The organism is Nocardia aurantia, from assembly GCF_009604425.1.
Taxonomy (GTDB): Bacteria; Actinomycetota; Actinomycetes; order Mycobacteriales; family Mycobacteriaceae; genus Nocardia; species Nocardia aurantia.
In genome coordinates, this window is sequence record NZ_WEGI01000003.1 from 279128 (window position 1) to 304374 (window position 25247).

At 71.1% G+C, this 25247-nt stretch carries 2 protein-coding genes (1 of these 2 cut by a window edge); both read left to right on the top strand.

What is annotated here, in order from left to right:
* On the top strand, positions 1 to 15003 hold the full coding sequence (locus NRB56_RS07735) for a non-ribosomal peptide synthetase (protein ID WP_153339843.1): 15003 nt from the start codon (positions 1 to 3) through the stop codon (positions 15001 to 15003).
* Positions 15003 to 25247 carry the beginning of a non-ribosomal peptide synthase/polyketide synthase gene (locus tag NRB56_RS07740; protein ID WP_153340403.1) on the top strand. 10260 nt of this gene lie beyond the right edge of the window, so the window shows 10245 of its 20505 coding nt (coding positions 1-10245); its start codon is at positions 15003 to 15005; its stop codon lies beyond the right edge, outside the window. Before NRB56_RS07735 ends, NRB56_RS07740 begins: the two co-directional genes overlap by 1 nt.

The following is a 25247-nucleotide window of genomic DNA, read 5'->3' on the forward strand; positions in this document are numbered from 1 at the left end:
ATGCCATTGGACAATGAATCATCCCTGCGCGCTTCCACTTCGATTCAGAAAGAGTTGTGGCTGGCCCACGAACTGGCGGATATTCCGAACAACTGCCTGGTCTATATAGATATCCATGCCGATCTGGACACCGCTCGTTTCGATGCCGCACTGCACCGGGTGTTCGCCGAATCGCGTGCGTTGCGAGTCAATTTCGTGCGTAACGCCGGCGAACCGGTGGTCGTCGAGCGCGACGTCACGGGCTGGGCGCCGGCGCATGTGGACCTGCGCGATGAACCCGATCCGCTAACGGCGGCCTTCGAACATCTGGCGCGCCAACAGGAGTCGGGTTTCGATCTCGAGCACGACGCCCTGCTGCGGGTCGCGTTGCTGCGAATCGCCGACGACCACTACTTCCTCTCCCTGTGTTTCGACCACATCATCATGGACGGTGTGGGCGTCGCGACCTGGGCGCAACGGGTTCTGGACGTCTACTGCGCCGCGGTTGCCGAGATATCGCTCGCCCCGGCCGAATTCGCGGATATAGACGAGATCCTCGACAGCGATCTCGCCTACCGCCGCGATCGGTGGGCGGCCGATCGGGACTTCTGGCGAGACTACCTCCCGGCCGGCGTCGACCCGGTTCGCCTGCCCGGCAACGCGAACGGCAGCGCACGGCCGGGCCGGGTGGGCCGCACCCACGATCTCTCCGCCGCGGAGCTGGCCGCCCTGCTCGACTCGGCGCGATCGGCCGGCGTCAAACCCTCCACGCTGTTCCTCGCTGTCGCCGCCGCCGTCGTCCGGCGCTACACCCTGCGGGACGAATTCTGTGTGCAGATCCCGGTGTCGAACCGCGGTGGCGTCGTGGGTGATACGCCGTGCCAGCTCTCGGACACCGTTCCGCTGCCGATCGAGGCGAGCCGGGACACCAGCCTGGCGGAACTGGCCCGGCGGATCGGCGGCAGCCTGTCGAGCGCCCGCGACCACTTCCGCTACGGCATGTCGGACATCCGGCGGGACGCCGGGCGGGTGTCGAACGCCGACGGCAACCCGTTCGGTCCGGTCGTCAACGTCATGTCCTTCTTCGGCGCGATGCGGATGTCCGGCGGGACGGCCGACCTGCAGCTCTGGTCGGCCGGCAACAGCGGGGATCTGTCGATCGTCTTCTACTACGAAAGACACTCTCCCCGTGGCGGTTACCTGCGGCTGGAGGGCGACGCCCGGCGGTACGGCGAGGACGATCTGCGCCGCTATCTGGACGCGCTCGCGAACTGCCTGCGCCTGGCCGTCTCCGACCCGCACGCGCCGATCGGCACGCTGGACCTGCTCGGCGCGGACCGGGCGCGGCTGGTCGAGCAATGGAACGACACCGCCGTGCCGGTCGATTCCGGCGCGACCCTGGTGGGGATGTTCGCCGACCGCGTGCGCCGCGAACCCGATGCGGTGGCGGTGATCTCCGGTGCGGAGCGATTGTCGTACCGGCAGCTGGACGCCCGCGCGAACGGTCTCGCGCACGCGCTGATCTCGCGCGGAGTGGGTCCGGATCGGGTTGTGGCGGTGGCCCTGCCGCGCTCGCCCGAACTGATCGTCGCGATTCTGGCGGTGCTGAAGGCCGGTGGGGCCTATCTGCCCGTCGATCCGGGCTATCCCGCCGACCGGCTGGCGTTCATCCTCGGCGATGCCGCGCCCGTCGTCCTGCTCACCGACGCGGCGGGCTCGACGTCGCTGCCGGACACCGGGATTCCGCGCCTCCGCATCGAGGACATCGATCGGGCGGCGGCCGCACCGCCACCGGTCGCCGTGTCACCCGGCGACCTCGCCTATCTGATCTACACGTCGGGCTCCACCGGGACCCCGAAAGGCGTTGCCGTCACCCATGGCAACGTCGCGTCGCTGTTCCTGAGCACCGCCGACTGGTGCGCGTTCGGTCCCGGCGATGTCTGGGCCTGGTGTCATTCCCAGGCTTTCGACTTCTCCGTGTGGGAGATCTGGGGCGCGCTGGTGCACGGCGGCCGGGTCGTGGTCGTGCCGTGGGAGGTGGTGCGCACTCCCACCCAGCTGTGGGACCTGATCGTCGGCACCGGGGTGACCGTCCTCAATCAGACGCCCTCCGCCTTCCAGGCGCTCGCACGGGCCCGGGCGGAGCGCGGGAACACCGAATCCGCGTTGCGCATGGTGATATTCGGCGGCGAGGCGCTGCAGGACGCGCATCTGCAGCCCTGGTACTCGGCCGGCGGCGACGGCCCGGCCCTGGTGAACATGTACGGGATCACCGAGACCACCGTGCACGTGACCAGACTGGATCTGTCCACGGTGCAACGCTTCCACGGCGGCAGCCCGATCGGCGCTCCGCTGGGGAACATGCGGGTGTTCGTCCTGGATCCTGGCCTGACGCCGGTCCCGGTCGGCGTTCCGGGCGAATTGTATGTCGCCGGTGCGCAATTGGCGCGCGGCTATCACGGGCGGCCGGGGCCGACCGCGGCGAGATTCGTCGCCGATCCGTTCGATCCGGCCGGTGGCGGCCGCCTCTACCGCACCGGCGACGTCGCGCGCTGGACCGGCGCCGGCACGCTGGAATTCGTGGGCCGCGCCGACGACCAGGTACAGATCCGCGGCTTCCGGGTCGAGCCCGGCGAGGTGGAAAGCGCGCTGGCGCAACATCCCTCGGTGACGCAGGCGGTGGTGGTGGCCCGCGACTTCGGCGCGGACGGTGACAGCCGGCTGATCGGGTACGTGGTCGTCGACCCGGACCGGCCGGTCGACGGCGCGCACATGCGCCGGTTCGTGTCCGGCCTGCTGCCCGAATTCATGGTGCCGGCGGTGGTGACCGTCCTCGACGCCGTGCCGCTCACGTCGAACGGCAAGGTGGACCGCCGGGCCCTGCCGGATCCGGAGTTCGCCTCCTCGGCCGCGTACCGGGCGCCCGGCAGCACCCGGGAACGCCTGCTGGGGGAGCTGTTCGGCGAGGTCCTCGGGCGGGACCGAATCGGCCTGGACGACAACTTCTTCGAACTGGGCGGCCATTCGCTGTCCGCGACCCGGCTGATCGGCCGGATCCGGGCGGTGCTCGGGGTCGAGTTGCCGATCCGGACGGTCTTCGACGCCCCGACGGTCGCGCGGCTGGTGACGCATCTGGACGCCGGGGTGCGGGCGCGCCCGGCGCTGTCGCCGCGGCCGCGGCCGCGGGAGATCCCGTTGTCGTTCGCGCAACGCCGGCTGTGGTTCATCGATCGGCTGGAGGGACCGTCGGCCACCTACAACATCCCCCTGACCGCCCGGCTGACCGGTTCGTTCGACACCGCCGCCTTCACGGCCGCGGTCGGCGACGTCATCGCGCGGCACGAGAGCCTGCGCACGATCTTCGTCGAACTCGACGGGGTGCCCGCACAGCGGGTGCTCGATGCCGCCGACATCGATGTGCCGGTGACCGTCACCGACGTGGCACCCGGAGCGGCCGACGCCGCGGTGGCGGCGGCCCTGGCGCACCGGTTCGCGCTGTCCGAGCGGATCCCGGTGCGGGCGAGCATCGTTCGCCACGGCGACGAATGGATCCTGGTGTTGCTGATCCACCACATCGCCGGCGACGGGTTGTCGTTCGCGGCGTTGTCGCGCGACCTGTCGGTGGCCTACGCGGCCCGCCGGGCGGGCCGGGCGCCGGAGTGGACGCCGTTGCCGGTGCAGTATGTCGACTACACCCTGTGGCAGCGGGAACTGCTGGGCTCCGCCGACGATCCGGACAGCGTCGTCGCCCGGCAGCTCGGCTACTGGCGACGCGAACTCGACGGAATGCCCGAGCAGTTGCGCCTGCCGACCGATCGCCCGCGACCGCGGCAGGCCAGCTACCGCGGGGATATGGTGCTGTTCGGCGTCGATGCCGAGATCCGCGCCGCGGTCGAGCGACTCGCGGTCCGCGAGGGTGCGACCGTGTCGATGGTGCTCCAGTCCGCCCTGGCCGTGCTGCTGTTCAAACTCGGTGCGGGCGAGGACATTCCGATCGGTTCACCGATCGCCGGCCGGACCGACGAGGCGCTGGCCGATCTGGTCGGGTGTTTCGTGAACACCTGGGTGCTGCGCGCGCCCGTCACCGCGGCGGCGACCTTCTCCGAGGTGCTCGGCCGGGTTCGCTCGAAGGCCCTCGCGGCCTACGAGAATCAGGACGCGCCCTTCGAGCGGCTGGTCGAACTGCTCAACCCGGTCCGGTCCGCGGCGCACCACCCCCTGTTCCAGGTGCTGCTGAGCTTCCAGGACGACACCCTCGCCCTGCCCGCCCTGCCGGGGGTCGAGGTCGCGCCGCGGCCGCTGACGAGCACGACGTCGAGGTTCGACCTGACCGTGAATCTCGGCGCCGCCCCGGGCGACACCAGGTGGGCGGGCTTCGTCGAATACGCCACCGATCTGTTCGATCGATCCACGGTCGAGGCGATGGCGCGACGGCTGGTGCGCGTACTGCGACAGCTGGTGTCGAATCCGCACGTTCCCGTCGGCACGGCCGATGTCCTCGCTCCGGAGGAGCGCGATCGGGTGTTGTCGCAGTGGAACGACACCTCGGCGGCGATCCCCGACGGCACCGTCACGACGTTGGTGCGGGCGCAGGCCGGCCGGACCCCGGATGCGGTGGCCGTCCTCTGCGGCGGCGAGTCGGTCTCCTATCGGGAACTGGAGACTCGGGCGGAAGCGCTGGCGCGAGTGCTGATTTCGCGCGGTGTCGGCCCGGATGTCCTGGTGGCGGTGGCCCTGCCGCGGTCGGTGGAGTTGATCGTGGCGCTGCTGGCGGTGTGGAAGGCCGGTGGCGCGTATCTGCCGATCGATCCGGCGTATCCGTCCCAGCGGGTGTCGGCGGTGCTCGCGGACGCGGCGCCGGTGGTGATCGTCACGGATTCCGGCACCGCGGACGTGTTGCCGGACAGCGCGATACCGCACCTGCACGTGGACGCGCTCGACCCGACCGATCCGGTCCCGGCCGAACCCGCCACGGCCCCGCGATCGCAGCACCTGGCGTACGTGATGTACACCTCCGGATCCACCGGAACGCCGAAAGGCGTTGCCGTCACCCAGCGCAACGTGCTGAACCTGGTCGGCCAGGCGTGGTCGATCGGACCGGCGGATCGGATCCTGCTGCACTCCTCGATCGCCTTCGACGCCACCACCTACGAGATCTGGGCGGCCCTGGTGGCCGGCGGCGCGGTGGTCGTCGCCACCGAACAGCGGTCGGATCCGCTCGAGATGGTCCGGCTGATCGAGGACCGGGCGGTCACCAGGATGTTCCTGACGCCCGCGCTGCTGTCGGCGTTGTGCGATCGGGCGGAGACGTTGCCCGGCAACCCCTTCCGCAGCCTCACCCAGGTGATCTCCGGTGGCGCCGAGCTCACCCCCGCGGCCGTCCGCCGGGCCGGGGCGGCCGGGGCCGTGGTCCACGCCTACGGGCCGACCGAGACCACGGTGTTCGCCACGACCTTCGCCGCCGGGGCGGGCACCGCGGGCGAGGCGGCGGTGCCGATCGGCGCCGCACTGGCCAATATGCGCGCGTACGTGCTGGATTCGGGTCTCGTCCCGGTGCCCGCGGGTGTCCCCGGGGAGCTCTACATCGCCGGCGCGCAGTTGGCCCGGGGCTACCGGGGCCGGGCCGCGCTGACCGCGCTGCGGTTCGTGGCCGATCCGTTCGATCCGGCCGGCGGCCGGTTGTATCGCACCGGCGACGTGGTGCGGTGGACCGCCGGCGGGCAGCTGGAATTCGTGGGCCGCGTCGACGACCAGGTGAAGATCCGCGGCTTCCGGGTGGAGCCCGGCGAGGTGGAAAGCATTCTGGCGCGGCATCCTTCGGTGTCGCAGGCGGCGGTGGTCGCCCGGGAGGCGGCGGGCGGCAAACAGCTCGTCGGCTACGTGGTCCCCGACCGTGCCGGATCGGTCGTCCTCGACGGGGCCCGGGTGCACGGGTTCGTCGCCGAGCGGCTGCCGGATTTCATGGTGCCCGCCGTCGTCATGGTGCTGGACTCGATGCCGTTGACCGCCAACGGAAAACTGGATCGCGCGGCCCTGCCCGTCCCGGAGTTCGTGTCGGCGGCGGAATTCCGCGCACCGGCCGACGAACGACAGCGGGTGCTGGCCGAATTGTTCGCCGAGATACTCGGACTCGAACGTGTCGGCGCGGACGACAGCTTCTTCGCCCTCGGTGGTCATTCGCTGCTGGCCACCCGGCTGGCCAGCCGGATCCGGCGGGTGCTCGGCGCCGAGGTGCCCATCCGGACGATCTTCGACGCACCGACGGTGGCGCAGCTGGCCGCCCGGCTGGAGGCCGAGGTGCCGGTGCGCCCGGCCCTGTCGGCACGCCCGCGCCCGGCCGTCGTGCCGTTGTCGTACGCGCAGCGCCGGTTGTGGTTCATCCATCGGCTGGAGGGCCGTTCGGCCACCTACAACATGGTGCTGGCCGTGCGCCTGCGCGGCGCGGAGGTGGCGGCGCTGCGCGCCGCGATCGGGGATGTCGTCGCGCGGCACGAGAGTCTGCGCACGATCTTCGCCGATATCGGCGGTGAGCCGTCCCAGCGGGTCCTGGACACCGCCGAGGTGCCGGTCACGGTGACCGAGATCGACACCGCCGGAATGGATTCCGCGGTGACCGCGGCGGCGCGATACGGCTTCGATCTGTCCCGGGAGATCCCGATCCGCGCCGACATCTTCCGCGACGGCCCCGACGACTGCGTGTTCGTGCTGCTGATGCACCACATCGCCGGCGACGGCTGGTCGCTGGCCCCGTTGCTCGGCGATCTGTCGGCGGCGTACGCGGCCCGCCTGGCCGGCCCCGCGCCGGACCGGCCGCCGCTGCCGGTGCAGTACGTGGATTACACACTGTGGCAACGGGATCTGCTCGGCTCACCGGACGATCCGGACAGCGTCCTGTCGCGCCAGTTCGAGTACTGGCGGCGCGAACTCGACGGGGTGCCGGAGCAGTTGCGGCTGCCGCTGGATCGCCCGCGCCCGCGGGTCGCGAGCTATCGCGGTGACATGGTGTATTTCGGGATCGACCTCGACACCCGCGCCGCGGTGGAACGGCTGGCCGCCCGCGAGGGCGCGACGGTGTCGATGGTGCTGCAATCGGCGCTGGCGGTGCTACTGTTCAAACTCGGTGCGGGCGAGGACATCCCGATCGGCTCGCCGATCGCGGGACGGACCGACGAGGCGCTGTCGGACCTGGTGGGCTTCTTCGTCAACACCTGGGTGCTGCGGACCGCGATCGTGCCGGAGGCGCCGTTCACCGAGATCCTGGGCCAAGTCCGGGCGCGGGCGCTGGCGGCGTACGAGAATCAGGACATCCCGTTCGAGTTGCTGGTCGAGCTGCTCAACCCGGTCCGGTCGGCGGCCCATCATCCGCTGTTCCAGATCGCCCTGGCATTCCAGAACAACGCCCTGCCGGCCCTGGATCTGGCGGGTGTGCGGATCGAGCCCTATCCGGCGTCAACCGCGACCGCGCGGTTCGACCTGTTCTTCAACATCGCCGACGCCCCGGCGGGGCAGGCGTGGAACGGGTTCGTGGAGTACGCGACCGAATTGTTCGACAGCGCGACGGTCGAGGCGATGGCGCAGCGACTGGTGCGCCTGCTGCGGCTGGCGGTGGCCGCCCCGGATCTGCCCGTGGGCACGTTCGACATCCTCGGCGCCGGCGAGCGTGAATCGGTGGTGCGCCGCTGGAACGAGACCGCCGCCGACCTCCCGGACACCACCGCGATCGCGCTGTTCGAGGACCGGGTGGCCGCGAATCCCGATGCGCCGGCGGTGTTCTGCGGCGAGACCGAGCTCACCTATCGGGACCTGGATCGCCGGGCGGCCCGCCTGGCACGGCAGCTGCGCGCGGCCGGCGCCGGCCCGGACACGATCGTCGCGGTGGCGCTGCCCCGATCCGCGGACCTGATCGTGGCCCTGGTGGCGGTGTCGAAGGCCGGTGCCGCGTATCTGCCGATCGACCCGGCGTATCCGTCGGATCGGCTGGCCTTCGTGCTCGACGATGCCGCGCCGGTGGTGATCGTGACCGACGCGGCCATCGCGGAAATCCTGCCCCGCACGGAGATCGCGCACCTGTACCCGGACGCGGCGGATGCCGCCGACGGTGACGGCGGCGGATCGGTCCCGGTCCGGCCGCAGAATCTGGCGTACGTGATCTACACGTCGGGTTCCACCGGTGTGCCGAAGGGGGTCACGATCACGCATCGCAACGTGGTGAATCTCGTCGCCCAGGCGTGGGAGGTGGGGTCCGCGGATCGGGTGCTGGTGCATTCGTCGGTGGCGTTCGACGCCTCGACGTACGAGATCTGGCCGGCGTTGTGTGGCGGCGCGGCGCTGGTGGTGGCGGTCGAGGAGCGGTCGGATCCGGCGGAGATCACCCGGCTGGTGGAAACCCGCGCGGTGACGAAGCTGTTCGGTACGCCGTCGCTGCTGGCGGCTCTGACCGACCGTCTGGAAGCCTTGGCGGGCAACCCTTTCCGTAGCCTGGACCGGATCGGCACCGGCGCCGACACCCTGTCCGCCGGACTCGTCGGCGCGTTGCGCGCGGCCTGTCCGGGCGTCCGCGTGGACAATCTGTACGGGCCGACCGAGGCGACGGTCGACGTGACCTCGTTCGCCGTGCCGGACCGGTTCGAGGGGGCGGTGCCGATCGGCGCGCCGGTGGCCAATACCCGGGTGTACGTGCTGGATTCGTGGCTGATGCCGGTGCCGGTGGGCGTCCCCGGCGAGTTGTACGTGGCCGGTGCGCAATTGGCGCGCGGCTACCGGGGCCGCGCCGGGCTGACCGCGGCCCGGTTCGTCGCCGACCCGTTCGACGCCGGCGGCCGGCTGTATCGCACCGGCGACGTCGTGCGGTGGAGCCCGGCGGGCCGGCTGGAATTCGTCGGCCGCGCCGACGAACAGCTGAAGATCCGCGGCTTCCGGGTGGAGCCCGGTGAGGTGGAAACCGTACTGGCGCAACATCCTTCGGTCTCGCAAGCCGTGGTGGTGGCGCGTGAGATCGGTTCGGGCGGCCGGCAACTGGTCGGATACGTGGTCGCGGACGGCGCGGGGCCGGCCGTCGGCACGGACGAACTGGTCGGGCAGTGGCGCCGGGTGTACGACGAATTGTATTCCGCCGCAGACGAGGACGGCCGCGCGGACGAGGCCGGATTCGGCAACGACTTCGGCGGCTGGAACAGCAGTTACACCGGGAAGCCCATTCCGGTCGAGCAGATGCGGGAATGGCGCGACGTGACCGTCGACCGGATCCGGGAACTGCGGCCGCGGCGGGTGCTCGAGATCGGTGTCGGTTCGGGCCTGCTGATGTCGCAGGTGGCGCCGGAGTGCGAAGAGTACTGGGCGACGGACTTTTCCGCGGCCACCATCGCCACCCTCGGACGGCAACTGCGGGAACTGGGCGCGGACTGGACCGATCGGGTGACCCTCGGCGTCCGCACCGCCGAGGACACGATCGGCCTGCCGGAGAACCACTTCGACACCGTCGTGCTGAACTCGGTGATCCAGTACTTCCCGGGCGAGAGCTATCTGCGCACCGTCCTCACCCGGATCCTGCGGGTACTGGCCCCCGGCGGCGCGGTATTCGTCGGCGACGTCCGCAATCTCACCCTGCTCGAGGAGTTCGCCACCGCGATCCAGAGCGCGCGGCACGGCGACGAGGATCCGGCGGCGATCGCCGAGCTGGTCCGCCGCGACATCGCCGCCGAACAGGAATTGCTGGTCGCGCCCGAGTATTTCGTGAGTCTGGCCCGCGCCGTGGCCGGCGTCGACGCCGTCGACATCGAGCTGAAGCGCGGATACGCGGTCAACGAATTGAGCCGGTACCGGTACGACGTCGTGCTGCGCACCGCGCCGGCGGACCCGTTGTCGGCCGCCGATCTGCCGGAGGTCGAATTCCCCGGCCACGACCGGCTGGGCGCGCTGCTCGACGAGCGGCCCGCCGACGGTCTGCGGGTCACCGGAATCCCTTGTGCCGGACTGTCCCGGGGGCTCGGTTTCGAGGGTGTGCTCGAACCCGCCGGCGTACGGGCCGGTGCCGGACTGCTGCCCGAGGATCTGTACACGCTGGGTGCGCGATGCGGTTACCGCACGGCGGTCACCTGGTCGGAGCGGCCGGACCGGATGGACGCGGTGTTCGCGCCCGCAGTGGGCCGCCCGCTGACCGATGTCTACCGCCCCCGCGGCCGGGTCGGCGACCCCGCCGCGTACACCAACAGTCCGCAGGCGGGCCTGCTGGCCGCCGATGTGCGCCGGTTCGCGGGCGATCGACTGCCCGAATTCATGGTGCCGGCGGTGGTCATGGTGATCGACTCGGTCCCGCTGACCGCCGGCGGGAAGCTGGATCGCCGGGCGCTGCCGGATCCGGAATTCGCCTCCGCGGCGGAATATCGCGCTCCCGCGAGCGTCGAGGAACGCATGCTGGCCGAACTGTTCGCCGAGGTGCTCGGCATCGATCGGGTCGGCATGGACGACGGATTCTTCGCGCTCGGCGGTCATTCCCTGCTGGCCACCCGGCTGGTCAGCCGGATCCGCGCGGTACTCGGCGTCGAGGTGCCGATCCGGACCGTCTTCGACGCTCCGACCGTGGCGCAGTTGGTGACCCGGCTCGACGCGGGTGTCCGGGTTCGCCCCCGGCTGTCCGAACGGCAACGGCCCGAGCCGATCCCGTTGTCGTTCGCGCAGCGCCGGCTGTGGTTCATCCATCGGCTGGAAGGGCCCTCGGCCACCTACAACATCGCCCTCACCGTGCGGTTGACCGGGTCGTTCGACACCGCGGCGTTCGCGGCCGCGGTCGGCGACGTGGTGACCCGGCACGAGAGCCTGCGCACCATCTTCGTCGAGACCGGCGACGTGCCCGCCCAGGTGATCGTCGACGCCGGTGCGGTCGACGTCCCGGTGACCGTCACCGACGTGGACTCCGCCGCGCTGGACACGACGGTGACCGCCGCGGTGCGGTACGGATTCGACCTGGCCACCGAAATACCCTTGCGCGCGCAGGTGTTCCGCACCTCGGCCGAGGACTGTGTGCTGGTCGTGCTGATCCACCACATCGCCGGCGACGGCTGGTCGATGACGCCGCTGCTGCGCGATCTCACCACGGCCTACTCGGCGCGGCTCGGAGACCGGCTGCCGGGGTGGCGGCCGCTGCCGGTCCAGTACGCGGATTACACACTGTGGCAACAGGAATTGCTCGGCTCGGCGGCCGATCCCGCGAGCGTGCTGTCCCAGCAGTTCGACTACTGGCGGCGCGAACTCGACGGGCTGCCGGAGCAATTGCCGTTGCCCGCCGATCGGCCGCGGCCGCGCGTCGCGACCTATCGCGGCGACATGGTCTTCTTCGACATCGACGCCGCGACCCGGGCCGCGGTGGAGCGGCTGGCCGCCCGCGACGGCGCGACGGTCTCGATGGTGCTGCAGTCCGCGCTGGCCGTGCTGTTGTTCAAACTCGGTGCGGGCGAGGACATTCCGATCGGCTCGCCGATCGCCGGGCGCACGGACGAGGCGCTGGCCGATCTGGTGGGATTCTTCGTCAACTCGTGGGTGCTGCGGGCCCGGCCCGCCGCGGCGACCTCGTTCGCCGAGCTGCTGGACCAGGTCCGGGCGAAATCGCTGGCGGCGTACGAGAATCAGGACGTTCCCTTCGAATTGCTGGTCGAGATGCTCAATCCGGCCCGTTCGGCGGCGCGTCATCCGTTGTTCCAGGTGTCGCTGGCGTTCCAGAACAACGCGCTGCCGGTGCTGGATCTGCCCGGCGTCCGGATCGAGCCCTATCCGGCGGTCACCGCGACGGCCCGGCTCGACCTGTTCGTCAGCATCGCCGATGCTCCGGCGGGCGAAACCTGGAGCGGCCTGGTCGAATACGCGACCGATCTGTTCGACCGGCCCACGGTCGAGGCGATGGCCGACCGGTATCTGCGCGTCCTGCGCCGCGTCGTCGCCGATCCGGGCGCGCCGGTGGGCACGGCCGACGTACTCGGCGACGACGAACGCGATTCGATCCTGCGCCGCTGGAACGGTGGCGCCGGGCCGGCGACGGGCGCCACGACGGTCGATCTGTTCCGGGCACAGGCCGGACGGACCCCCGCGGCGACCGCGGTGGTCTGCGCGGCCGGGAGCCTGACCTACCGGGAACTCGCCGATCGCGCCGATCGGCTGGCGCGGGTGCTGACCACGCGCGGGGTCGGCCCGGATTCCGTTGTCGCGGTGGCCCTGCCGCGATCGTCGGACTCGATCGTGGCCATCCTGGGCGTGCTCGTCGCCGGTGGCGCGTATCTGCCGATCGATCCGGCGTATCCCGCGGATCGGGTGGCGTTCGTCCTCGCCGACGCCGCTCCGGTCGCCGTGGTGACCGATCGCGGCACCGCCGAGCGTCTGCCGCTCGGCGGGGTGCCGCCGCTGTACCTCGACGAATCGGACGGCGACGACCCCGGCGGCGACACCCGGCCGGTGGCCGTGCGACCGGACCATCTGGCGTACGTGATCTACACCTCCGGTTCGACCGGTGTGCCGAAAGGTGTTGCCGTCACCCACGCCGACGTGGTCAACCTGGTGGCCGCGGCCTGGCCGGCCACGACCGAGGACCGGGTGCTGGCCCATTCGTCGACGGCCTTCGACGCCGCCACCTACGAGATCTGGCCGGCGTTGTGCGGCGGTGCGGCGGTGGTGATCTCGGGCGAACAGCGCGCCGACCTGTCGGAGATCACCCGCCTGATCGAGCAACGGTCGATCACGAAGATGTTCTCGACGCCGCCCATGCTCGCGGCCCTGCTCGACCATGCCGAATCCGTTCCGGGAACACCGTTGCGGTCGCTGCGGCGGATCATCGCCGGTGGCGCCGAGCTGACCGCCGGCGTGGTGAGCCGGTTGAACGCGACATATCCGGACGCCCGGGTCGTCAACGGTTACGGCCCCACGGAGACCACGGCGTGCGTGACCGAGTACGACGCGGTGGCGGGCGGCGCCGGCACCGTCCCGATCGGGCGTCCGACGGCCGGAACCCGGGTGTACGTGCTGGATCCGGGGCTGGCGCCGGTTCCCGCGGGGATTCCCGGCGAGTTGTACGTGGCCGGTGCGCAATTGGCGCGCGGCTACCGCGGCCGGCCCGGGCTGACCGCCGCGCGGTTCGTGGCCGATCCGTTCGACCCGCGCGGTGGCCGGCTGTATCGCACCGGTGATGTGGTGCGGTGGAATGCCCAGGGCCAGTTGGAGTTCGTGGGCCGCGCCGACGACCAGGTGAAGGTCCGTGGCTTCCGGGTGGAACCCGGCGAGGTGGAAGCCATACTGGCGCAACATCCCTCGGTCTCGCGGGCGGTGGTGGTCGCGCGCGACACCGCCGTCGGCGGCGTCCAGCTGGTCGGGTACGTGGTCGCCGATCGGTCCGGCCCGGTCGCCGGTGAGGACGACCTGGTGGGGCAGTGGCGCCGGGTGTACGACGACCTCTACGGCAGCGCTGATCACCGGAACGGCTCCGCCACCGCGGATGTCGAGTTCGGCTCGCAATTCGGCGGCTGGAACAGCAGTTACACCGGTGCGGCCATCCCCGTGGACGACATGCGCGAATGGCGGACGGCCACGGTCGAGCGGATCCGGGAGCTGAAACCGAAGCGGGTCCTCGAGATCGGTGTGGGTTCGGGTCTGCTGCTGTCGCAGCTGGCTCCCGACTGCGGGGAGTACTGGGCGACGGACTTCTCCGCGGCCACCATCGGCACTCTCCGGGAACAGCTGCGCGGACTGGACGAGCCGTGGATCGAGCGGGTGTTCACGAGCGTCCAGGCCGCCGACGATCCCGGCGGACTGCCCGCGGGCCACTTCGACACCGTGGTCGTGAACTCGGTCATCCAGTACTTCCCCGGCCGGGCCTATCTGGATCGGGTCCTGGCGCAGGTGCTGCGGGTCCTGGCCCCCGGCGGGGCGGTGTTCGTGGGCGATGTGCGCAATCTCGCTCTGCTGGAACAGTTCACGACCGCCGTCGAGATCACCCGGCACGGCGGCGACGACCCCGCCGTGGTCCGGGATCGGGTGCTGCGCACCGTCGCCGGCGAGCAGGAACTGCTGGTCGCCCCCGAATACTTCCTCGCCCATACCGGTTTCGACGCCGTGGACATCGAGCTGAAGCGCGGACGCCGGATCAACGAACTGAGCCGGTACCGGTACGACGTGGTACTGCGCAAGGCCCCGGCCCGATCGCTGTCGGTGCGGGACGTGCCCACCGTGGCGTATCAGGACGAAGTTCGGTTGCGGGAACTGCTGGAAGCGCAGCGGCACAACGCTGTTCGTGTCACCGGTATCCCGCACGCGGGCCTGATCGGTGAGCTCGCGGCCACCGACCGGATCCGGTCCGGCGCGCGGGTGTCGCCCGATCTGCTCGGCGACGACCCCGATCCGGCCGGCCGGCTCCCCGAGGATCTGCATTACCTCGGGCAGCGGCTCGGATACACCACCGCGGTCACCTGGTCCGCGCAGCCGGGCCGGATGGACGCGATCTTCGTCGATCCGGCGATGGTGCAGGATCGTTCGCTCACCGACGTGTACGTGCCGGCGACCGCCGTGGGCGATCCGGCCGCGTACACCAACAGCCCGCACGACACCCTGCTGCCGGCGGCCGTACGCGAATTCGCGGGCGAGCGGCTGCCGGAGTACATGGTGCCGGCGGTGGTCCTGGTGATCGACTCGGTTCCGTTGACCGCCAACGGGAAACTGGATCGCGGCGCGCTGCCGGATCCGGAGTTCACCGCCACGACGGCCTACCGCGCCCCCGCCACCGAGCGGGAACAGGCGCTGGCCGAACTGTTCGCCGAGATCCTCGGGCGCGATCGGGTCGGCGTGGACGACAGTTTCTTCGCCCTCGGTGGCCATTCCCTGCTGGCCACCCGGCTCGGCGGCCGGATCCGGGCGGTGCTCGGGGTCGAGATCCCGGTACGGGTGATCTTCGACGCCCCGACCGTGGCGGAGCTGGCGCAACGCTGGGACGAGCTCGCGCCGTCCCGGCGACCGGCTCTGCGCAAGATGAATCGAGAGGTGATTTCGTGATGATCCCGTTGTCGTTCGCGCAGCGCCGGTTGTGGTTCATCCATCGGCTCGACGGGCCGTCCGCCGCGTACAACATGCCGGTGGCGGTCCGGATGTCCGGTGGTTTCGACGAATCGGTGTTCGCCGCCGCGGTCGGTGATGTGGTGGCCCGGCACGAGAGCCTGCGCACGATATTCGCCGAGATCGACGGCGTCCCGGGGCAGGAGGTGCTCGACGCGGGCAGCGTCGAGGTCCCGATCTCGACCGCCGACGTGCCGCTCGCCGAGGTCGACGCGGCGCTGGCCCGGGCGGCCGGGCACGCCTTCGACCTGGCCACCGAGATCCCGATCAGGGTCACCGTATTGCGTTGCGGCGCCGACGATCACGTCGTTCTGCTGCTGTTGCATCACATCGCCGGCGACGGCTGGTCGATGGCGCCGCTGCTGCGGGATCTGTCACAGGCCTACGCGGCCCGCATGCGGCGTGCAGCGCCGCGGTGGGAGCCGTTGCCGGTGCAGTACGTGGACTACACGTTGTGGCAGCAGGAACTGCTCGGATCGGTGGACGATCCGGACAGCGTGCTGGCACGGCAGTTCGGGTACTGGCGACGCGAACTGGCCGGGCTGCCCGAGCAATTGCCGGTACCGGCCGATCGGCCGCGGCCGCGCACCGCCAGCCATCGCGGGGATGTGGTCGTCTTCGGGGTCGATCCGGAGGTGCGGGCCGCCGTCGAGGCGCTGGCCGGCCGCGAGGGCGCGTCGGCGTCGATGGTGTGGCAGTCCGCCCTGGCGGTGCTGCTGTTCAAACTCGGTGCGGGGGAGGACATCCCGATCGGGTCGCCGATCGCCGGGCGCACCGACGAGGGGCTGGCCGATCTGGTCGGGTTCTTCGTCAACACCTGGGTACTGCGCGCGGAGGTCGATCCGGCGATGTCGTTCGCCCGGATTCTGCGCCGGGTCAGGACGAAAGCGCTGGCCGCGTACGAGAATCAGGACGTCCCTTTCGAATTGCTGGTGGAGTTGCTCAATCCGGTGCGCTCTCCGGCACATCACCCGCTGTTCCAGGTCCTGCTGAGCTTCCAGAACAATGTGGCGCCGACGCTGGAGCTGCCCGGGGTGGCCTTCGAGCCGTATCCGCTGCCGGTGACGACGTCACGATTCGACCTGGTGTTCACCGTCGCCGATGCCGCGACCGCCGGTGGCTGGGATCTGCACGTGGAGTACGCCACCGATCTGTTCGACCGGTCCACGGTCGAGACGATGGCGGCCCGGCTGGTGCGGGTGCTGCGACGGGTGATGGCGTATCCCGATGCGCCGGTGGGGCCGGTCGACGTCCTCGACGCCGCGGAGCGGGAACTGCTCACCCGCCACCACAACGCCACCGACGCACAGGTCGCGGACACCGTTGTGCCCGAACTGTTCCGGGCGCAGGTCGCGCGGACCCCGGATGCGGTCGCCGTGCTGTGCGGCGATGTCGCGCTCACCTACCGGGAACTCGACGCGCGCGCCGCCGGGCTGGCGGGGGCGCTGATCGAGCGCGGGGTGGGCCCGGACCGTGTCGTCGGGGTGGCCTTACCGCGTTCGGTGGAACTGATCGTGGCGTTGCTGGCGGTGTCGAAGGCCGGTGGCGCGTATCTGCCGATAGATCCGGACTATCCGTCGGACCGGCTGGCGTTCGTCCTGGCCGACGCCGCACCGGTACTCGTCGTCACCGATTCTGTCACCGCGGCGGCGCTGCCCGAGACCGCGGCCCCGTGCCTGTACCTGGACACGGTCGAAACACGCGGCGACGGTACCGATGTCGTGGTGCCGGTGCGGCCCGGGGATCTGGCGTACGTGATCTACACCTCGGGTTCGACGGGGGTGCCGAAGGGGGTGGCGATCACCCATCGCAACGTGGTGAATCTCGTGGCCCAGGCCTGGTCGGTGCGGCCCGGCGACCGGGTGCTGGTGCATTCGTCGGTGGCGTTCGACGCGTCGACGTACGAGATCTGGCCGGCGTTGTGCGGTGGCGCGGCGCTGGTGGTGGCGACCGAACGGCGCTCGGACCCCGGCGAGATCGCCCGATTGATCGGAACACACACGGTGACAAGGCTGTTCGGCACGCCACCGTTGCTGTCCGCGCTCGCCGAGTACAGCGCATCGCTGCCGGAACCGGTGCTGCGCGGTCTGCGGCAGGTGAACACCGGCGCCGACACCCTCACCACCGATCTGGTGCGCGCGGTGCGCGCGGCCTGTCCGGACGTGTGGATCGACAATCTCTACGGGCCGACCGAGGCCACCGTGAACGTGACCTCGTCCCTGGTGCCCGACAACCCGGTGGGCGCGACGGTGCCGATCGGCGTCCCGGTCGCGAATACCCGTGTGTACGTGCTCGATTCGGGATTGACGCCGGTACCGGCGGGGGTCACCGGCGAGCTGTACGTGGCGGGTGCGCAGCTGGCGCGCGGGTACCGGGGCCGCCCCGCGCTGACCGCGCAGCGATTCGTGGCGGATCCGTTCGATCCGACCGGCGGACGGCTGTACCGGACCGGTGACGTGGTGCGCTGGAATGCCGGTGGGCAACTGGAATTCGTGGGCCGGGCCGACGACCAGGTGAAGGTGCGTGGCTTCCGGGTCGAGCCCGGTGAGGTGGAAGCCGTTCTGGCGCAGCACCCCTCGGTGACACGGGCACTGGTGGTCGCGCGCGGCACCGACGCCGGGGCGCGGTTGATCGGCTACGTGATCGCCGGTCCGGCCGGCGTGGACGCCGCGCGGGTGCGCGGGTTCGCCGCCGAGCGGCTGCCGGACTATATGGTGCCGGCGGCGGTGCTGGCGATCGACTCGATTCCGTTGACCGCCAACGGGAAGATCGATCACGCGGCGTTGCCGATCCCGGAGATCGGCTCGGCCGCACCGTACCGGGCCCCCGGCACCCGGCGCGAGCGCGCGCTGGCGGAACTGTTCGCCGAGGTTCTGGGTCTCGAACGGGTCGGCGTGGACGACGGCTTCTTCGCGCTGGGCGGCCACTCGCTGCTGGCGACCCGCCTCGCGAGCCGCATCCGGGCGGTGCTCGGCGTCGAATTGCCCATCCGGACCGTGTTCGAGGCCCCCACGGTCGCGCAACTGGCGCACCGGCTGGAAGCCGGGGGCTCCGTGCGCCCGGCGGTAACGACCCGGCAACGGCCCGAGACGATTCCGTTGTCGTTCGCGCAGCGGCGGTTGTGGTTCATGCATCGGCTGGAGGGCCCGTCCGCCACCTACAACCTGCCGGTGACGGCCCGGCTGACCGGTGCGATCGATGTGCCCGCGCTGGAGGCGGCCCTCGCCGACGTCGTGGCCCGGCACGAGAGCCTCCGTACGCTGTTCGTCGAATCCGACGGTGTCCCCGCGCAGCGCGTCCTCGACGCCGATGGTGTCGCGGTCCCGGTCCGGGTCGCCGAGGTGGCCGCGGCCGGTCTGCACGCCGCGGTGACCGCGGAGGTGCGCCACGCGTTCGATCTCGCCGCGGAGATCCCGTTGCGTGCCGGCGTGTTCCGGGACGGACCGGACGGCGGCGTCCTGGTCCTGTTGCTGCACCACATCGTCGGGGACGGCTGGTCCATGGCCGCCCTGCTGCGCGACGTGTCGGAGGCGTACTCGGCCAGGCACGCGGGGCGCCCGCCGGCGTGGGCGCCGCTGCCGGTGCAGTACGCGGATTACACGCTGTGGCAACGGGATCTGCTCGGCACGCCGGACGATCCGGACAGCGTGCTGTCCCGGCAGTTCGAGTACTGGCGGCGGGAGCTCGACGGCCTGCCGGAGCAACTGCGGCTGCCGGTCGACCGGCCCCGGCCACGTACCGCCGGATACCGCGGCGACGTCGTGAGTTTCGACATCGACCGCGAGACCCGGGCCGCGGTGGAACGACTGGCGGCCCGCGAGGGCGCGTCGGTGTCGATGGTGTTGCAGTCCGCGCTGGCCGTCCTGCTGTTCAAACTCGGTGCGGGAAACGACATTCCGCTCGGTTCACCGATCGCCGGGCGCTCCGACGAGGCGCTGGCCGATCTCGTGGGCATCTTCGTCAACACCTGGGTGCTGCGGACGGAGATCGATCCGGCGCGATCGTTCACCGGGCTGTTGCGGCAGACCAGGACGAAAGCGCTCGCGGCGTACGAGAATCAGGACGCCCCGTTCGAATTGCTGGTCGAATTGCTGGATCCGGTGCGCTCGGCGGCGCACCATCCGCTGTTCCAGGTGTCGCTGGCCTTCCAGAACAACACCGCGCCGCGGCTGGAGATGGCCGGGCTGACGATCGAACCGTATCCGGTGTCCACCGGCACCGCCCGGTTCGACCTGCTGTTCGACATCGCCGACGCACCGGCGGACGGAAAGTGGAGCGGTCTGGTCGAATACGCGACCGAGCTGTTCGATCGGTCCACGGTCGAGGCGATGGCCGCGCGATGGGTGCGGCTGCTGCGGCAGGTGGTGGCCGACCCGGAACGGCCGGTCGGGCCGATCGAGATCACCGGCGCCGACGAACGGGAACTCGTGCTGCGTCGTGGCGACGGCGCCGTGGCGCCGGTGCCCGAACTCACCGTGGCGGAGCTGTTCCGGGAGCAGGCCGTCCGGACGCCGGACGCCGTCGCCGTCACGGGCCCGGACACCGAACTGACCTACCGGGAACTGGACGCGCGAGCCGACCGGCTCGCCGAGATCCTGGCCGCGCGCGGAGCCGGCGCGGATGTCGTTGTCGCGGTGGCGTTGCCGCCGTCCGCGGAACTGATCGTCGCGCTGCTGGCGGTCTGGAAGGCCGGCGGCGCGTACCTGCCGATCGATCCCGCCTACCCCTCGGACCGGCTGGCGTTCGTCCTCGCCGACGCCGCGCCGGTCGTGATCGTGACGGACACCGGCACCGCGGAGATCCTGCCGGACAACGCGATCGCGCGGCTGTACCTGGACGCACCCGAGCCGGCCGGTGCCGGTGCGCCGGTCGCGACGGCGCTCCCGCACCATCTGGCCTATCTGATCTACACCTCCGGTTCGACCGGCGTCCCGAAGGGCGTCGCCGTGACCCATCGCAACGTGGTGAATCTGGTGTCGCACGCGCGGCCGGTGGTGACCGGTGACCGGGTGCTGATGCAGACCTCGATCGCCTTCGACGTGTCGACCTACGAGATCTGGCCCACGCTGTGCGGCGGCGCGCGGCTGGTGCTGCCGGAGCAGCGGCGTCCCGACCCGGCCGAGATCGCGTCCGTCATCGAGACCTGTTCGGTGACACGGATGTTCGCGACACCGCCGCTGCTGGCGGCGCTGCTCGACCATGCCGGATCCCGGCCGGGAACCCCGTTGGGCTCATTGACGAGGGTGTTCGCCGCCGGCTCGGAACTGCCCGCGGCACTGGCGCGCCGACTGCGCGCGGAATATCCCGGTACGCGCGTCGTGAACGGCTACGGCCCGACCGAGACGACGGTGTACGTGGCCGACCACGAATTGACCGACGAGATCGGCGATGCCGTGCCGATCGGCCGGCCGCTGCCCAATGTCCGGTTGTACGTGCTGGATTCGGGGCTGGCGCCGGTGCCGGTGGGGGTGCCCGGCGAACTGTACGTGGCCGGTACCCAGGTGGCGCGGGGATATCGCGGCCGGGCCGCGCTGACCGCGGCGCGGTTCGTGGCGGACCCGTTCGATCCGGCCGGGGGCCGGTTGTACCGCACCGGCGACGTGGTGCGGTGGAACGCCGACGGGCGGTTGGCATTCCTCGGCCGGGCCGACGACCAGGTGAAGATCCGCGGCTTCCGGGTCGAGCCCGGCGAGGTGGAAGCCGTGCTGGCGCACCATCCGTCGGTGTCGCAGGCCGTGGTGGTGGCCCGCGCCGACGAGTCCGGTGGCCGGCAACTGATCGGATATGTCACCGCCGCAGCCGGACTCGACGGTTCGCGGGTGCGCGCGTTCGCCGCCGAACGGCTGCCGGAATACATGGTGCCCGCGGTCGTGATGGTCCTCGACGCGATGCCGTTGACCGCCAACGGCAAACTGGACCGGGCCGCGTTGCCGCGGCCCCGGTTCACCTCCTCGACGCGATACCGCGCACCGGAGAACCCGCGCGAGGAGATCCTCGCCACGGTGTTCGCCGATGTCCTGGGGCTGGCGCGAGTCGGCGTGGGGGACAGCTTCTTCGAGTTGGGCGGCGACAGCATCCGCTCGATCCAGGTGGTGTCGCGGGCCCGCGCGCTGGGGGTCGAGGTGACCCCGCGCGAGGTGTTCGAGCATCGGACGGTGGCGGCCCTGGCGGCGGTGGCGCAGGGCCGTACCGGGCACGCGGCGGTGGCGGAACTGCCCGGCGGGGCGGTGGGCTGGATGCCGCTGCTGCCGGTCGCCCGATACCTCCGGGAGTCCGGCGCCGGATTCGACAGCTTCAATCAGACGATGGTGCTGGACCTTCCGGCCGGCATCGACCGGAAGACACTGGTGGCGGTCCTGACCGCCGTGGTCGATCGTCATGATGTGCTGCGCGCGCGGCTGATCGACGACGAGCGGGGCCCGGGCCTCGAGGTCGCACCCGCGGGTTCGGTCGATGTCGACCGGTTGCTGCACCGCATCGAGATCGGCGCGGCGCTCAACGCGCGGCTGGATCCGGCGGCCGGGGTGATGGTGCAGTTCGGCTGGTTCGACGCGGGTCCCGGGCAGCCGGGCCGGTTGGCGATCGTCGCGCACCATCTGGTGATCGACGGGGTGTCGTGGCGAATCCTGGTGCCCGACTTGGCCGCCGCGTGGCAGGCGGTGTCGGCCGGGGCCGCCCCGGCCGTCGACTCGGCGGGGACGTCGATGCGGCGCTGGGCGCACGGGCTGGCCGAGCAGGCGTCGGCCTCGCGATGGACCGAGCAGTTGCCGTGGTGGCGTGCGGTGGTCGACGCGCCGGACCCGTTGCTCGGGTCGCGGCCGCTGGATCCGGCGGTGGATGTGATGGCGACCGTCTCGCACACGGTCGTCGAGATCCCGGTGGCCGAGACCGAGACGCTGCTGACCACCCTGCCCGCGGTGTTCCACGGTGGCGTCGAGGACGGACTGCTGGCGGCGCTGACGATCGCCGTGGCGCGGCGGCGCCGAAGTCGGGGTGTGGCCGGGGATTCGGTGCTGATCCGGCTGGAAGGCCACGGTCGCGAGGAGGACACCGTCCCCGGCGCCGACCTGTCGGCCACCGTCGGCTGGTTCACCAGTGTGTTCCCGGTCCGGCTGAGCGCGGACGCGACGGCCTGGGAGGAGATCTGCGCGGGCGGCCCGGCCGCGGGCGCACTCGTCAAATCGGTGAAGGAACAGCTGCGGGCGGTGCCGGACAAGGGCATCGGATTCGGATTGCTGCGCTACCTGAATCCGGAGACGGCCGCTGTGCTGCAAGGGTTCTCGACCGGGCAGATCGGGTTCAACCATCTCGGCCGGTTCACCGCGTCGGACCTGCTGCCGGAGGGGCTGCGCGGCACCGGATGGACGCCGGCCCGGCACGATCTCGGGTCGGTCGCCGGCCAGGATCCGGCGATGCCCGCACCCGCGGTGCTCGACGCCACCACGATGGTCGTCGACACCGACGACGGCCCGATGCTGCGAGCGGTGTTCGCGAATCCCCGGAATGTGCTGAGCACCAGCGAAACCCAGGAACTGGCCCAGCTGTGGCGGCAGGCCGTCCTCGGGCTGGCGCGGCACGCCGTCGGCGGCGGCGGTCTGACGCCGTCCGATCTGCCGCTGGTCCGGCTGGGGCAGAACGAGATCGAGGCGCTGGAGCGGCGGTATCCCGGACTCTCGGACGTGTGGCCCGCCACCGCCGTGCAGAAGGGCCTGCTGTTCCATCGGGCCCTGGCGGGCAAGGGTTTCGACGCCTATCACATGCAGGTCGCGTTCGATCTGACCGGAGCGGTGGATCCGGTCCGGATGCGCACGGCCGGGCAGGCGTTGATCGACCGGTACCCGAATCTGCGGTCCGGTTTCGCCGAGGACGGACGCGGCGTCCCGATCCAGGTCGTCGTCAAGTACGCCGAATTGCCTTGGCATGTCGTGGATCTGCGGGATCACTCCGAGACGGAGCGCCGGGCGGCGGTGGAACTGCTGCGCGGCGAGGACCGCAACGCGCACTTCGACGTCGCGGCCGGGCCGCTGCTGCGATTCACCCTGGTGCTGCTTACCGAACAGCGGTCGGAGCTGATCTTCACCGCGCACCACGTCCTGCTCGACGGCTGGTCGCTGCCGTTGCTCATCCGGGATCTGCTGCGCCTGTACGGTTCCGGCGGGACCGCACTGCCACCGGTGCCCGACTATCGCGAATTCCTGAAATGGCTCGGCCGCCAGGACATTCGGGCCGGTGTGCGGGCATGGGCCGACGAGCTCGACGGCATCGCCGAACCGACCCTGCTCGCGGGCAGTGCCGACAGCGCCGCCTCGGCGGAGGTCGAGCGGCTCGACGTACCACTGTCCGCGGCCACCGCGTCGGCCGTGGCGCGGCGGGCGAGCCGGCTCGGGGTCACACTGAACACCGTGGTGCAGGCGGCGTGGGGCATCCTGCTCGGCGTCTCGACCGGCCGTCGCGACGTGATCACCGGCGCGACCGTCTCGGGCCGCCCGCCCGCGGTCACCGGCGTGGAATCGATGGTCGGCCTGTTCATCGGCACCGTGCCCGTCCGGGTGCGTTTCGGCCACGGCGACACCCTGGCCGGACTGCTGACCGGACTGCAGGCCCGGCAGGCCGCCCTGCTGGACCACCACCACGTCGGGCTGAGCGACATCCACGAGGCGACGGGCCTGCATGTTCTGTTCGACACCCTGGTCGGATTCGAGTCCTTCCCGGTCGACCCGGCCGGAATCGAGGACGCCGCCGGCACCGGCGGGATCGCCATCGCCGGTCTGCGGTCCGACGCCCCGACCCATTACCCCCTGGCCGTGGTGGCCGGCGCCGCACCGGAACTGACCGTCCGGCTGGAATACCGCACGGACGTGTTCGATCGCCGGACCGTCGACACGATGGCGCGACGACTGGTGCGGATCTTCGAGCAGGTCGCCGCCGACCCGAATGTCGCTGTGGCGTCGATCGACATCCTCGGCCCCGAGCGGGAATCGGTGCTGCGCCGGTGGAATCGGACCGCCGTGGACGTCCCGGACACGACCCTGGCCGGATTGTTCGAGGCGCAGGTCGCCCGCACCCCCGACCGCGTCGCCGTGGTCTGCCGGAACACCGATCTGACCTACCGGCAGCTGGACGTCCGCGCCACCCAGCTGGCCCGGACGCTGAAATCCCGTGGCGTGGGACCGGATACGGTTGTCGCGGTGGCGTTGCCGAGATCGGCGGATCTGCTGGTCGCCCTCGTGGCGGTGCTGAAAGCCGGTGGCGCGTATCTGCCGATCGACCCGGCCTATCCGTCGGATCGACTGAGCTTCGTCCTCGCCGACGCCGACCCGATCGTCGTCGTGACCGAGCCCGGCACCGCAGAGGTGCTGCCGGACAACGCTATTGCGCGCGTCCACCCGGCCGCGACCACCGACGCCGACGACGCGCCCGTCACCGTCCGGCCGCGGAACCTGGCGTACGTGATCTACACCTCGGGCTCGACCGGCGTGCCCAAGGGCGTGGCGATCACCCACGGCAACGTGGTGAACCTCGTCGCCCAGGCGTGGGCGGCACGGACCGGCGACTGGGTGCTGATGCACTCCTCGGTCGCGTTCGACGCCTCCACCTACGAGATCTGGCCGGCCCTGTGCGGCGGCGCCACCCTGCTCGTCGCGGGCGAGCAGCGGTCCGATCCGGTGGAGATCACCCGGCTGATCGAGACCTGGTCGGTCTCCAAGCTGTTCGCGACGCCGCCGTTGCTGTCGGCGCTGGTCGAGTACGCGGAGCCGTTGCGCAGCAAACCCCTTCGCAGCCTGACCCAGGTGAACACCGGCGCCGACACCCTCTCCGCCGGACTGGCCGACGCCGTGCGCGACGTATGCGGCGGGGTGCGGATCGACAATCTCTACGGGCCGACCGAGGCGACGGTCGACGTGACCTCGCTGGTCGTCCCCGAGGGCATGTCCGGCGCGGTGCCGATCGGCACTCCCGTCGCCAATACCCGGGTGTACGTGCTGGATTCCTGGCTCGCGCCGGTTCCGCTCGGCGTACCCGGCGAACTGTACGTCGCCGGTGCGCAGTTGGCGCGCGGATACCGTGGCCGGGCCGGGCTGACCTCCGCGCGATTCGTGGCGGATCCGTTCGATGCCGCCGGTGGCCGGCTGTACCGCACCGGCGACGTGGTGCGGTGGAACACCGAAGGACAGTTGGAGTTC